At 50.6% G+C, this 13,194-nt stretch carries 11 protein-coding genes; 6 read left to right on the forward strand and 5 right to left on the reverse strand.

Going from position 1 to position 13,194, the window contains the following annotated elements:
• Both Q0R57_RS08195 and Q0R57_RS08200 read right to left on the reverse strand, forming a co-directional pair.
• Positions 1-733: ABC transporter permease (locus Q0R57_RS08195; RefSeq protein ID WP_294745857.1), on the reverse strand; the 733-nt coding region annotated here is incomplete at its 3' end.
• Between the two features lie 762 nt (positions 734-1,495).
• Positions 1,496-2,371 (reverse strand): YicC/YloC family endoribonuclease, encoded by an 876-nt coding sequence (locus Q0R57_RS08200; RefSeq protein WP_294745860.1) that lies wholly within the window; start codon positions 2,369-2,371, stop codon positions 1,496-1,498.
• Positions 2,372-2,521: 150 nt separating this feature from the next.
• On the opposite strand from Q0R57_RS08200, the gene tsaB reads away from it, so the two are divergent.
• Genes tsaB through rseP form a run of 6 tightly spaced genes read left to right on the forward strand, consistent with a single transcriptional unit; the run spans position 2,522 to position 8,339 of the window.
• Complete coding sequence (gene tsaB / locus Q0R57_RS08205) at positions 2,522-3,214, forward strand: tRNA (adenosine(37)-N6)-threonylcarbamoyltransferase complex dimerization subunit type 1 TsaB (RefSeq protein ID WP_294745862.1); 693 nt, start codon at positions 2,522-2,524, stop codon at positions 3,212-3,214.
• A 3-nt stretch (positions 3,215-3,217) separates the two neighbouring features.
• A complete protein-coding gene (locus Q0R57_RS08210; protein WP_294745865.1) occupies positions 3,218-3,829 on the forward strand; it encodes a DUF4290 domain-containing protein in 612 nt (203 codons plus the stop codon).
• Between the two features lie 12 nt (positions 3,830-3,841).
• The gene (gene murA, locus Q0R57_RS08215; protein WP_294745867.1) at positions 3,842-5,146 is read left to right on the forward strand and encodes a UDP-N-acetylglucosamine 1-carboxyvinyltransferase; all 1,305 of its coding nucleotides are present in this window, start codon (positions 3,842-3,844) and stop codon (positions 5,144-5,146) included.
• 22 nt (positions 5,147-5,168) lie between these two features.
• The gene (gene rimM / locus Q0R57_RS08220; protein WP_294745869.1) at positions 5,169-5,678 is read left to right on the forward strand and encodes a ribosome maturation factor RimM; all 510 of its coding nucleotides are present in this window, start codon (positions 5,169-5,171) and stop codon (positions 5,676-5,678) included.
• A complete protein-coding gene (locus tag Q0R57_RS08225; RefSeq protein ID WP_294745871.1) occupies positions 5,675-6,832 on the forward strand; it encodes a 1-deoxy-D-xylulose-5-phosphate reductoisomerase in 1,158 nt (385 codons plus the stop codon). The genes rimM and Q0R57_RS08225 overlap by 4 nt, the downstream gene beginning before the upstream one ends.
• Positions 6,833-6,863: 31 nt before the next feature.
• On the forward strand, positions 6,864-8,339 hold the full coding sequence (gene rseP / locus Q0R57_RS08230; protein WP_294745872.1) for an RIP metalloprotease RseP: 1,476 nt from the start codon (positions 6,864-6,866) through the stop codon (positions 8,337-8,339).
• Here the strand turns inward: rseP and Q0R57_RS08235 are convergent.
• From Q0R57_RS08235 to Q0R57_RS08245, 3 genes are read right to left on the reverse strand one after another with little or no spacing between them, the layout of a single operon-like run.
• Entirely contained in the window at positions 8,329-9,735 is a 1,407-nt protein-coding gene (locus Q0R57_RS08235; protein WP_294745874.1) for a ComEC/Rec2 family competence protein, read from the reverse strand. The genes rseP and Q0R57_RS08235 overlap by 11 nt on opposite strands.
• The gene (asnB, locus tag Q0R57_RS08240) at positions 9,719-11,383 is read right to left on the reverse strand and encodes an asparagine synthase B (RefSeq protein ID WP_294745877.1); all 1,665 of its coding nucleotides are present in this window, start codon (positions 11,381-11,383) and stop codon (positions 9,719-9,721) included. The genes Q0R57_RS08235 and asnB overlap by 17 nt, the downstream gene beginning before the upstream one ends.
• Positions 11,384-11,398: 15 nt before the next feature.
• Positions 11,399-13,150 (reverse strand): amidophosphoribosyltransferase, encoded by a 1,752-nt coding sequence (locus tag Q0R57_RS08245; protein WP_294745881.1) that lies wholly within the window; start codon positions 13,148-13,150, stop codon positions 11,399-11,401.
• Positions 13,151-13,194: the final 44 nt, after the last annotated feature.

A 13,194-nucleotide genomic window follows, 5' to 3' on the forward strand; every position in this document is an offset into this window, starting at 1 on the left:
CATACTTGAATGCCTCGATGATGGAGGTCATCGGGTTGGCCATAATCAGTGTGCGCAAGGGACCTTCTTCCACCATACTGAGTGGATAGACAATAGGCGTAGCATACATCCAGAGCTGGACAACAAAAGTGAATAGTATCGTAAAGTCACGATACTTCGTGGTAAGCGAGGAGATCAGAATGCCAAAGCCAAGACCCAGTCCTGCCAACATCACGACCAAAAGGGGCGTAAGCAGAATAGCCCAATTGGGGGATATCGGAGCACCATTCACAAAGAAATAGAGATAGAGTATGACAAAGAGCCCTACCTGAATGACAAATCGCAACAAATTGGATATCACCACAGCGATGGGCACCACTAGACGGGGGAAATAGACCTTGCCAAACATATTCTGATTGGCTATGAAAGTGTTTGACGACTGGTTCAGACAGTTGGAGAAATAGAACCAGCAGATGTTGCCAGCCATGTAAAACAGAGCCTGGGGCATACCGTCAGTACTCATTTTGGCAATATTTCCAAACACCACCATATTCATGATGACGGTCAAAATGGGTTGTATCAGATACCAGAGCGGACCCAGGATGGTCTGCTTATACTGCACCACGATATTGCGCCTGACGAACAGTTCTATCAGGTCGCGATAACGCCAGATCTCGCCCAGATCGATATGCCACAGCTTTTCGTGTGGGCGGATCCGCATGGTCCAATATTGGTTTGAGATTTCTTCTGTCATTACAGTTTTTGAAATGGATGGCGCAAAATTACAAAAAAGAAATGAATTGAAAACACTTTTATGCGCTAAAAAAATCTAAAGCTTCACATAAAAGTGAATTTTCTATATAGAAAATCACTATCGTCCACGAAAATCCATTAACCCGCATTGCAGTTGCAAAAAAAACAAAGTTAAACTATGTTATAGAATTGACTTCAAATGGCAGCTTCCGGCTAATTTTCTGCCCGTTATTAGCTAAAAAAATCACAAAACGCCCAGCTCCGTCTGAGAAACAAGCAAAAAGGTACACCCAAAAGCACCTCTTCGCTCCATGCCTCGAAATGGAGTTTGATGTATTGACGAAGAAGCATGACTATGGCTACAAGGACCACGTCAAGGCTTCCACAGCTCTGACCTATCTTGTCTATAACATCTTCAGATACGAACGGCTCTGTTGATGCCAGCCTGCTCTCGTGAAGAAGGCTTTGGCCAACATACAGGGATAACTGTGTCCATACATGTCAAATCGTCTAAATCAATAAGCTAATGAGCGGATAAACGAACTTTTTGTAGCCGTAATAATCAAAAATGGCAAAGCGTATGAAGCTTCCAGGACTCGCTATAGAGCGGCTTTTTGTCGCAAATCACTGTCAAATTAGTGGCACAATAATGGCACAGAGCACCGTAACTCGTTAGTACTCAGTATGTGCTTTATACTTCAACGAGGATGAGTATTGAAAAAAAACGGACGCTCAGTGGCGTCCGTTTCCTTTTTTGTTTCCTTTATAGTGCGTTGAGCACTTGTTCTTTGATTTGCTCCAGTTCGTCTTTCATCTGCACGACGATGTTCTGCATCTCGGCCTGATTGGACTTGGAACCAGTGGTGTTGATTTCGCGTCCCATCTCCTGAGCGATGAAGCCCAGTTTCTTACCCTGTCCGTGGCCATCGCGCATGGTCTCACGGAAGTATTTGAGGTGGTTAGCCAGTCGCTGCTTCTCCTCACTGATGTCGAGTTTCTCGATATAGTAGATGAGCTCCTGTTCCAGACGGTTCTTGTCGTACTCCACATCAGGAATCTGCTGAAGACCATCGACGATACGCTGGCGAATCTTTTCCACGCGGCTCTTCTCGTAGGGCTCAATCTCGGCCATGAGGCGTTCGATATTGTCAATCTTCTCTGCAAATTTCTTCTCAAGAGCTGCACCTTCCTGAATGCGGAAGTCAACCAGGGCCTTGATGGCACCCTCAACAGCCTGACGGGCTGCTGCCCACTCCTCGTCGGAGAGCACCTCCTGATCGGTCTTAGTCAGCACATCAGGCATACGGGTGAGGGTGTAAAGCCAGTCTTGTGGCTCTGCGATGCCCACTTTGTGGGCAATATCCTTAAGCTGATGGTAGTAGTTCTCTACCAAGGCGACATTGACGGGAGTGGCATCTACGCCAGTGTCTTTCTCAATCCAGAGGCTGAAGTCAACCTTGCCGCGTTCGAGCGCTGCTGCCACCATTTGTCGGATTTCCATCTCTTTTTCACGATAAAGGGGCGCGATGCGTGTCTGCAGGTCAAGCTGCTTGGAGTTAAGTGACTTGATTTCTGCGCTGATTTTCTTGTCTTTAAACACTACGACCACCTTGCCGTAGCCTGTCATTGATTGTATCATTTGCTTTCTATGTTTTTTCTTATGGGGTGCAAAGTTACACAAAAAAGTGGAGATAACACAGACAAAATGATAATTTTTCTAAAATGCAGTTGATGTTTGCGGAAAAATGCGTACCTTTGCATCTCATATTTATGATATTATAATAAGAACATGTCATGTATCCTACATATTGAGACCAGCACTCAGGTGTGCTCGGTGGCCGTCTCGGAGGACTCTCAGGTCATCTTTCAGCAGGAAGATCATAGCGGTCCGAACCATGCCGAGCGTCTGGGGTCAATGGTAGACGAGGCTCTCTCGTTTACCGACAACCATGCCATACCGTTCGATGCTGTGGCTGTTAGTTGTGGCCCAGGCTCGTATACGGGTCTGCGCATAGGCGTTTCGATGGCTAAGGGCATCTGTTATGGTCGCAACCTGCAACTCATTGCCGTGCCTACGCTGGAACTGATGTGTGTTCCCGTGTTGCTGCGAGAAGCGGTGGTAGAGGATGATGCCTTGTTATGTCCGATGATTGATGCCCGTCGCATGGAGGTTTATGCAGGTATCTATGATCGTGCGCTGAAACCTGTGCGCCCTGTGGGTGCCGATGTGGTGGATGGTGAGACGTACAAGCAGTGGCTGGATGAGCATCCTGTCTATTTCCTGGGTAATGGTGCAGCCAAATGTATGGAGGCAATCAATCATCCCAATGCTCATCTGATAGAGGGCATCGAGCCGTTGGCTAAGTGGATGCAGCCCCTGGCTGAGCGTCGTCTGCTGAACGGACAAACGGAGGATGTGGCCTATTTTGAGCCGTTCTACCTGAAGGATTATGTGGCGAAAATGCCAAAGAAAATGATTTGAAATATGGAGATCAAAGGATTGGACTATAACACAAAGCGCGAAAAGCTGCTGATGCCTGAATATGGTCGTGAGATTCAGAAGATGGTCGATGTGGCCGTAGCTCTGCCCACCAAGGAAGAACGCTTGCGTTGTGCTAAGAGCATCGTGAGACTGATGGAGACGAAGGTGCCCCAGATACGTGAGAATTCCGACTACGAGCAGACCCTTTGGGATCATCTGTTTCTGATGAGCGATAAACAGCTGGATATTGACTGGCCCTTTGACGTGAGTGGTGCTGAGAAGTTCCATAATAAACCTGCACCAATGCCGTTGCCGCAGGGTGATATCAGACTGCGTCACTATGGCAAGCTGGTGTGTGAGTTGTTGGAACGATTGAAGACCATGCCTGATGGTGCCGAGCGTGATGAGCTGATACGTCTGACTGCCAACCAGATGAAGCGTGACCTGATACAATGGGGACATGGCTCTATGGACGATGAGAAGGTGGCTGACGATATGGCTCGTCTGACTGATGGTGCTGTACAACTGGACCTGCACCACTTTACCTTTGAGCTTTTCAATCCTCAGACAGCATCTGCATCACAGCAGTCTTCCAAGCGTAAGAAAAAGAAATAAAGCTAACCTAATATGGCATCATTCATCATTGAGGGAGGTCATTCTTTGAGTGGCACTATAGAACCGCAGGGCGCCAAGAACGAGGCTTTGCAGGTCATCTGTGCTACCCTGCTGACTAATGAGGCGGTGACCATCCATAACATTCCGCAAATCAGGGACGTGATGAACCTCATCCAGTTGTTGAAGGATGTGGGCGTCAAAGTAGAGGCTGAGGGGACTTCCTATACCTTCCAGGCTGATGATTTGAATCTGGACTACCTGCAGAGCTATGAGTTTGTGCAGAAGTGTGCTGAGTTGCGTGGATCTGTCATGATGATTGGTCCATTGCTGGCACGTATGGGCAAGGCCGTCATAGCCAAGCCTGGTGGCGACAAGATAGGACGTCGCCGTCTGGACACACATTTCCTGGGCTTTGAGCGTCTGGGTGCCCATTTCCACCATGTGGCAGAGCGTGATGTCTATGAGATATCGGCCCATCATCTGAAGGGCTGTTATATGCTGCTTGACGAGGCATCAGTGACAGGTACTGCCAATATTGTGATGGCTGCCGTGATGGCCAAGGGCACTACCACTATCTATAATGCTGCCTGCGAGCCTTATTTGCAGCAGCTGTGTAAGATGCTGAACCAGATGGGCGCACGCATCAGCGGCATTGCCTCGAACCTGCTTACCATAGAAGGCGTGGATCATTTATGTGGTACAGAACATACCATCCTGCCTGATATGATTGAGGTGGGCTCGTTTATCGGCATGGCCGCTATGGTGGGCAATGGCATACGTATCAAAAATGTTTCCATAAAGAATCTGGGACTTATTCCCAATACGTTCCGTCGTATGGGTATCACCATCAAAGAAGATGGCGATGATCTCTACATACCTCAGATGCGCCATTACGAGATACAGTCGTTTATCGACGGTACCATCATGACGCTGGCTGATGCCCCATGGCCAGGACTGACCCCCGACTTGCTGAGTGTGCTGATAACAGTAGCCACCCAGGCTCGTGGCTCGGTGCTGTTTCACCAGAAAATGTTTGAGAGTCGTTTGTTTTTTGTGGACAAGCTGATTGACATGGGTGCACAGATTATACTCTGCGACCCACACCGTGCTGTGGTGGTGGGCCATGACCGCAAGCTGCAACTGAGGGGTGGACGCATGTCCAGTCCTGATATTCGTGCAGGTATTGCTTTGCTTATTGCCGCCATGAGTGCCAAAGGTCCCAGTCGTATTGACAACATAGAACAGATAGATCGTGGCTACGAACATATCGAGACACGACTGAACGCTCTGGGCGCTCAGATAACAAGACTCGCATAAGCTTTATAAGACTCATTTTCTCATGATAAAGAAAGAGACGGTATATAAGATAGGATGCATAGGCAAGGCGCATGGCGTGAAAGGCGAGGTGTCGTTCATGTTCGACGATGATGTATTCGACCGTGTTGATGCCGACTATCTCGTGCTGGAGCTCGATGGCATCCTGGTGCCTTTCTTCATGGAGGAATACCGATTCCGTAGCGACAGTACCGCACTGGTGAAGTTCGAGGATATAGACACCCAGGACCGTGCCCGCGAGCTTACCAACTGCGACGTGTACTTCCCTCGTCAGCTGGCTGATGATGATGACGAGGAACTGTCGTGGACCTTCCTCGTAGGCTTCGACATCGTCGAAGCAAAGACTGACAAAAAGGTTGGTGTTATTGCCAGCATTGACGACAGCACCGCTAACATCCTCTTTGAATTGGAGGACGGCAGGCTGATACCTGCCAGCGAGGAGCTGATAACTGATATTGACAAGGATAAGAAAACGATAACTATCAATTTGCCTGAGGGCATCTTAGATTTATGAAAAGACAAATAGCCATTCTCGGCTCAACGGGAAGCATAGGTACACAGGCCCTCGAAGTGATAGAGGAGCATAGCGACCTCTACGAGGTGTATTGCCTGACAGCCAACAACAAGGTGGAGCTGCTGGCAGAGCAGGCCCACAAGTTCAAGCCTGCTGCCATCGTCATTGCCAACGAGGCACGTTACGACGAGTTGAAGGCGCTGATGAGCGATATGCCTGACGTGAAGGTGTATGCAGGAGCACGTGCCCTCGACGAGATTGTTGAGGCAGGGCCTATTGATATGGTGCTTACTGCAATGGTGGGCTTCGCAGGCCTCTCTCCAACCATCCATGCCATCAAGGCCCACAAGACCATCTGTCTGGCCAACAAGGAGACACTGGTCGTTGCTGGTGAACTGATCTGTCAGCTGGCATTGGAGAACAGAGCATCCATCCTGCCTGTGGACAGTGAGCATTCGGCTATCTTCCAGAGTCTGGTAGGTGAGGACGAGAACCCCATCGACAAGATACTGCTTACCGCCAGTGGCGGTCCCTTCCGTACCAAGAGCATGGAAGAGATAGCCCATGTGACCAAGGCCGACGCCCTGCGTCATCCCACATGGGACATGGGAGCCAAGATTACCATCGACTCGGCTTCGATGATGAACAAAGGTTTCGAGGTCATAGAGGCCAAGTGGCTCTTTGGTGTCGATGCCGAGCAGATTCAGGTGCTGGTACATCCGCAGAGCATCGTGCATAGCGCTGTGCAGTTTGTGGACGGCTCAGTGAAGGCCCAGTTGGGTGTGCCCGATATGCGTCTGCCTATCCAGTATGCGTTCTCGTTCCCCAAGAGGTTGCCACTCAGTGGCAATAGACTGGACCTTTTCAAGGCCCATGACTTGGAGTTCTTCGAGCCTGATTTGAAGAAGTTCCGTTGTCTGGCTATGGCCTATGAGGCCCTGCATCAAGGTGGCAATATGCCTTGTATCGTCAATGCAGCCAACGAGATTGTGAACCGTGCCTTCCTTGAGGACCGTTGTGGCTTCTTGCAGATGGGCGATATCATCGAGGCTACCATGCAGCGTGCTACCTTCATTCAGAAGCCCTCCTACGAGGACTATCTTCAGAGTGATGCTGAGGCTCGTCGCATAGCCAGTGCACTGTTGAAAGGGTAAAATAGAAATAAGGTAAAAAAGTAAAAGGATAATGGAAGTATTTTTGATAAAGACATTGCAGTTCCTGCTGGCTATCAGCCTGCTGGTGCTGCTTCATGAGCTGGGACACTTCACCTTCGCCAAACTGTTTAAGGTGCGTGTCTCACGCTTCTATCTCTTCTTTAATCCTAAGTTCCATATTATGAGTACTTACGACACCTGGGTGCGCCGTCTGTTAAGACTGAAGCCAGAGGTGGTACCCACGACGAAGGACGAGGACGGCAATGAGAAGAAGGAGTATGTAGGTACAGAGTACGGACTAGGCTGGCTGCCTCTTGGAGGCTATTGCGCCATCGATGGTATGATAGACGAGACCAACCAGAAACTCAGTGAGGTGGCGCAGCCTTGGGAATTCCGCACCAAACCCACATGGCAGCGACTGCTCATCATGATTGGTGGCGTGTTGGTTAACTTCCTTCTGGCATTGTTCATCTATTCGATGGTGCTCTTCACTTGGGGTGAGACCTATACCCCGTTGCAGAGCATGACGCAGGGTATGGAGTTTAACGAGGAAGCAAAAGCCATTGGCTTCCAGGATGGTGATATCTTGATATCTACTGACCAAAAGGAGTTCAAGAATGTGGGCGTTGACATGTATCGCATGATTTGCAACGCCAAGCAGGTTAATGTGCTTCGTAATGGTCAGCCCAAGACCATCAACATCCCTCAGGAAGAAAAGAAATTCTTGTTCTTTACCTATGAAACCTCAACGCTTAGCCTCGTGGATATGGCTCAGAGTGTGCCTATCTTCGTACGCCCCATGGTTCCTGCTGTGATTGATAGCGTTATTCCTGACTCACCTGCAGCAGCCCTTGGCCTGCAGAAGGGTGATAAGATCCTGGCAGCCAACAATAAGCAGGTTAATTCGTTCTATGGCTTTACTGATGAGCTGTCGCGCATCAACGACGTGCTGGCATCGGCCAAGACAGAGGCTGACAGTTTGAAGGCTCTGCAGATAACACTGGTTTATCAGCGTGGCGAGGCCATCGATACCGTTAATACCACACTGACCAAGGACCTCAAGCTGGGCTTCGCTCCTGTTCAGGCCTACGAACCCACCACGTTTGAATATGGCTTCCTGGAAAGCTTCCCTGCAGGTATTAGTTACGGCTGGAACACGCTGTGCAGCTATGTCAACGACATGAAGTATCTCTTCTCGTCTGACGGTGTGAAGCAGATGGGTGGCTTTGGTGCCATCGGCAGTCTGTTCCCCTCAGCATGGGATTGGCATCAGTTCTGGCTGATGACGGCCTTCTTGAGCATCGTCCTCGCCTTCATGAACATCTTGCCCATCCCTGCCTTGGATGGAGGACATGTGCTGTTCCTGCTTTACGAGATGATTACGCGTCGCAAGCCGTCAGAGAACTTCATGATTAAGGCAGAATACATAGGATTCGGCCTCCTCATCCTGTTGATGGTGGTTGCTAATCTGAACGATATCCTGCGCTATCTGCACATCATGTATTAGGCGCAAGGCGTCGCACAATAGCGTAGATACACAGCATAGCGATATAGAAAAGTCCAATCTGGACTGTTGACGGATGCAGTCCGTCGATACTGGCATAAGGCACTTGAGATAACCACTCAAGTGCTTTATTTAATAATGCCACCACCCAAAGTAATGCAGGGGCAAGCATGGGCAGGATAAGCACCAGCAGCGTGCCATAGAGGATGATGGTGGCCAGTGGGACGACAAGGAAGTTGGTGAAGAGAAAATAGGTGGAGAAACGTCCGAAGTGATAGGCAATGATAGGTGCTACACCTATCTGTGCTGCCACCGACATGCCCACCATATTAATAATAAAGCCCTTGAAAGGATGACTATCGAGATAGTGCTCTGGCAGAAAATGCTCTATCAGTGGCATCCAGAGCAGGATAGACAGCACGGCAGCAAACGATAGTTGGAAACCAATATCATCAATGGATGCAGGATTAACCAATAACATGATGATAGCCGTGAAACACAGCAGGTTGACAGGCGAGCGATGACGGCCTGCTACGGCAAACAGCGCATAGATGCTAATCATCGTGGCAGAGCGTACTACGCTGGTGGACAGACCTGTTAGGAACGCAAAGGCCCAGATACACAGTACAATGAGCGTCTGCGACAGCCAGAAACGCCGCCTGCCTAATGTCAGACGGTAAAGCAGCAGGTAGATGATGCCCAGATGCAGTCCGCTGAGTGCCAAGATATGTGATGCACCAGTGATGGAATAGGTCTCACGAAGCTCCTGTGTCAATGCCGACTTGTCGCCCAGCGTCATAGCAGCGAGGATGGCATACTGCTCGTCATCAGCCTGTAGAGTCTTATAGCGCTGAAGCAGGCCATGACGCAGATGCAAGAACCATAGTCGGCAACGGTCCACGCGTGAGAGCTTCGATAAGCCGTTGCCGCCCACCTGCCAGTCATTACTGCGTACAAAACCCTGGTCTGCGTGTCTCACCACCACGTTCTGTCCCAATGCCAGCTGCTGGCTCCGCTCGTCTTTCCACAGGTAGCAACGCACCTGCTGGTGGTGGTCAGGCAACAGGAGGTCAACGGCGATGGTCTTAGGCTTCTCTGCAGGCTCTGACATCACCACAGCTTCTGCGAATCCGTCTCCTATAGGTACTTGGGTGACGCGCTGCCCAACAATCATGCCCAGCCAAAAGAAGCATGAAAGGATGCCGAGGCTCTGCCAAACGGGTTTTCGCCTGAGCATCCAACTGACGAGGACGCTGATGGAGAAAACCACGAAAAGTACTATCAGGTTAGTATAGAGCGATGCCGCCACCAGTCCCATGATGAGACTGATGGCAGGCAACAATAATGGTACCGTAGAGAAATACGGTGTTTTTATATTATCATTAGTAGGCCTGTTCATGTACACCTTTGACGGCGCGACCACTGGGTTCGTTTAATCCCTTGAACGCAGCATCCCATTCCAGGGCGATGGCAGTGCTACATGCCACGCTGGCTTCAGAGGGCACGCTCTTGGCTGCGCTGTCGCTGGGGAAGTGCTCAGCAAAGATGCTGCGATAGTAGTATTCTTCCTTGTTTCTAGGCGTGTTGATGGGGAAACGCTCTGCGGCGTGAGCCATCTGTTCGTCGGACACCGCTGCCGTCGTTATGGCCTTTAAGGTGTCAATCCAGCTATAGCCCACACCATCGCTGAACTGCTCTTTCTGTCGCCAAGCCACCTCTTCTGGCAGCAGGTCGGCAAAGGCCTCGCGCACAATCTTCTTTTCAATGGTATTGCCAGGACACATCTTGGCCTCTGGGTTGGTGCGCATAGCCACATCCAGGAACTCTTTGTCGAGGAAGGGCACACGACCCTCTACACCCCAGGCCGAGAGACTCTTGTTGGCACGCAGACAGTCGTACATATAGAGCTTTCCGAGTTTGCGTACGGTCTCCTCGTGGAAGTCCTTGGCCGTAGGAGCTTTGTGGAAGTAGAGGTAGCCACCGAAAATTTCGTCGGCACCTTCACCGCTGAGTACCATCTTAATACCCATCGACTTGATGACACGCGCCAGCAGGTACATAGGTGTAGAGGCACGTACGGTGGTCACGTCGTAGGTCTCGATGAAGTAGATCACGTCGCGGATGGCATCCAAGCCCTCCTGAATGGTATAGTTAATCTCGTGGTGTACGGTGCCGATATGATCAGCCACCAGCTTAGCCTTAGCCAGGTCGGGGGCGCCCTTCAGTCCAACGGCAAACGAGTGCAGACGTGGCCAGTAGGCCTTGGTCTTCGAGTCGTCCTCAATACGATGCTCGCTGAACTTCTCTGCAATGGCAGAGATGACGCTCGAGTCGAGACCGCCAGAGAGCAGTACGCCATAGGGCACATCACTCATTAACTGACGCTTCACGGCATCTGTCAGCGAATCGTGGATATCCTGAACGCTGGCAGGGTTGTCCTTCACAGCATCATACTGCATCCAGTCGCGACGATAGTACCACTTCATGCCTGGGTCAACACTCCAATAGTAATGACCTGGCAGGAATGGCTCGTAGCGCTCACATTGGCCTTCGAGGGCTTTCAGCTCGCTGGCTACATAAACCGTGCCGTCGCTGTCGTAACCAATATAAAGAGGAATCACGCCAATAGGGTCGCGGGCAATGAGAAACTCGTTCTTCTCTTCGTCGTAGAGCACAAAGGCAAAGATGCCGCTGAGGTCTTCCAGGAAGTTGATGCCCTTCTCACGATAGAGGGCCAGGATGACCTCGCAGTCCGAGCCTGTCTGGAACTCGTACTGACCAGCATAGCGACGACGAATCTCTTGGTGGTTATATATCTCTCCATTGACAGCCAGCACCTGTTTGTGGTCTGGCGAGAAGAGAGGCTGTCCGCCTGATTCTGGGTCCACGATGCTCAGTCGTTCGTGGGCGAGGATGGCAGAGCCGCCACAGTAGATACCACTCCAGTCAGGTCCGCGATGGCGAATCTTCTGACTCATCTTCAATGCTTTGTCACGAAGAGCCTGTGTCTGCTCCTTAACGTCTAATATGGCTATGATTCCACACATAATCTTTTGATTTTATTATTGTTTCTTTTGTTTGTTGTCAATATAGTTCACGAAAGCCTGGTTGCAGAGACGGATGCCGCCAGGGGTGGGGTAGTGGCCTGTAAAGTACCAGTCGCCAGGGTGGTTGGGACAGGCCTCGTGCAGTCCTTCGATGCTCTGGAACACCAGCTCTATGGGCGCCTGCATGTCAGCAGGACGCAGCATCTCCACTATCTTATTGTTAATCTCATCGACAGTAAATGGTGCATACAGGGTGCGCACGCAATTTTGCATCTCCTCCTTAGGCTTCTCCAACTCCCGCTTGCAGGCCAGGTAGGTGTCGTTCACCAACTGCCACATGCCGCGCTCCTCTATCAGGGCCATCGTGGCACGGAAGGCGCAGAACTCCTCCAGACGGGCCATATCGATGCCGTAGTAGTCTGGGTAACGAATCTGCGGTGAGCTGCTCACCATCACAATCTTCTTGGGATGCAAACGGTCCAGAATCTTAAAGATGCTCTCCTTCAGGGTGGTGCCGCGCACGATGCTGTCGTCGATAATCACGAGGTTGTCCATGTAGGGCTTCAGACTGCCGTAGCTGATGTCATAGACGTGAGCTGCCAGGTCGTTGCGCTCGCTATTGTCGGCGATAAAGGTGCGCATCTTGATATCCTTCCACACCACCTTTTCTGTACGTACGTTATAGCCCCCTTGACGGAAGCCGTCAGTCATGCCGTAGTAAGCTACCTCGGCAGTGTTGGGGATATACGAGAATACCGTATTCTCTACATCGCCATCAATAGCTTTCAGGATGGCAGGCGTGAGTTGCTCACCCAGACGTTTGCGCTCCTGGTAGATGTCGCAGTCCGACCCACGACTGAAGTAGATTCTTTCGAAGGAACAGGCGCTGAGCTGTTGGGCGGGCATGATCTGCTCCAGACGACTATCGCCGCTCTTGCGTACAATGAGTGCCTGACCAGGTTTCAGTTCACAGATGTCCTCAGCTTTCAAGTCGAAGGTGGTCTGTAAGACAGGACGTTCGCTCGCCACGGCAACGATCTCGTCGTCACGATAATAGAAGGCGGGACGAATGCCCCAGGGGTCGCGCACGCTGAACATCTCGCCGCTGCCTGTCAGTCCGCACATCACGTAACCACCATCGTAATGTTTCATCGTGGTCTTCAACACGTTGGCCATCTCTATATGGTCATCAATATGTTGTGTGATGTCAAGACCTTCCAGTCCCTTTTTCTTGGCTTCATCATACAGTCGCTCCACCTCGCGGTCCAGTCTGTGGCCCATCAGCTCCAGCGTGATATACGAGTCGCCATAGATACGTGGGCTCTGTCCCTGTGTTGTCAGAAACTCAAAGACCTCGTCGATATTGGTCATGTTGAAGTTGCCACACAGACACAGGTTCTTGGCGCGCCAGTTGTTGCGACGCAGAAAGGGATGAACGAATGTCAGGCCGCTCTTGCCAGTAGTAGAATAGCGCAGATGACCCATCAGCAGCTCGCCCTTCATCTCCTCAGTCACTCTCGAGAAAATCTCGGTGATGGCGTTCTTGCCCTCGGCCTTCTCGCGGAACATATACTCCGTACCAGGTTTGTTGTTCAGGTTCACCGAGGCAATGCCAGCGCCCTCCTGTCCACGGTTGTGCTGCTTCTCCATCATCAGGTACAGTTTGTTGAAGCCGTAGGCCCAGGTGCCGTATTTCTTCTCGTAGTAATCCAGTGGTTTCAGCAGACGAATCATCGCCACGCCGCATTCATGTTTTAACTGTTCCATCTCTTGCTTTCTCTTTTGGGCTACAAAATTAAAAAAACTCTGCC

Origin of the sequence: uncultured Prevotella sp., from assembly GCF_946407605.1 — a bacterium.
In the GTDB taxonomy this organism is placed as follows: Bacteria; Bacteroidota; Bacteroidia; order Bacteroidales; family Bacteroidaceae; genus Prevotella.

What these genes read in the sequence shown, in the direction of transcription:
- Q0R57_RS08200 (WP_294745860.1), bottom strand. Translation starts at nt 2,371, where the DNA reads ATGATACAATCAATGACAGGCTACGGCAAGGTGGTCGTAGTGTTTAAA.
- tsaB (WP_294745862.1), top strand. Translation starts at nt 2,522, where the DNA reads ATGTCATGTATCCTACATATTGAGACCAGCACTCAGGTGTGCTCGGTG.
- Q0R57_RS08210 (WP_294745865.1), top strand. Translation starts at nt 3,218, where the DNA reads ATGGAGATCAAAGGATTGGACTATAACACAAAGCGCGAAAAGCTGCTG.
- murA (WP_294745867.1), top strand. Translation starts at nt 3,842, where the DNA reads ATGGCATCATTCATCATTGAGGGAGGTCATTCTTTGAGTGGCACTATA.
- rimM (WP_294745869.1), top strand. Translation starts at nt 5,169, where the DNA reads ATGATAAAGAAAGAGACGGTATATAAGATAGGATGCATAGGCAAGGCG.
- Q0R57_RS08225 (WP_294745871.1), top strand. Translation starts at nt 5,675, where the DNA reads ATGAAAAGACAAATAGCCATTCTCGGCTCAACGGGAAGCATAGGTACA.
- rseP (WP_294745872.1), top strand. Translation starts at nt 6,864, where the DNA reads ATGGAAGTATTTTTGATAAAGACATTGCAGTTCCTGCTGGCTATCAGC.
- Q0R57_RS08235 (WP_294745874.1), bottom strand. Translation starts at nt 9,735, where the DNA reads ATGAACAGGCCTACTAATGATAATATAAAAACACCGTATTTCTCTACG.
- asnB (WP_294745877.1), bottom strand. Translation starts at nt 11,383, where the DNA reads ATGTGTGGAATCATAGCCATATTAGACGTTAAGGAGCAGACACAGGCT.
- Q0R57_RS08245 (WP_294745881.1), bottom strand. Translation starts at nt 13,150, where the DNA reads ATGGAACAGTTAAAACATGAATGCGGCGTGGCGATGATTCGTCTGCTG.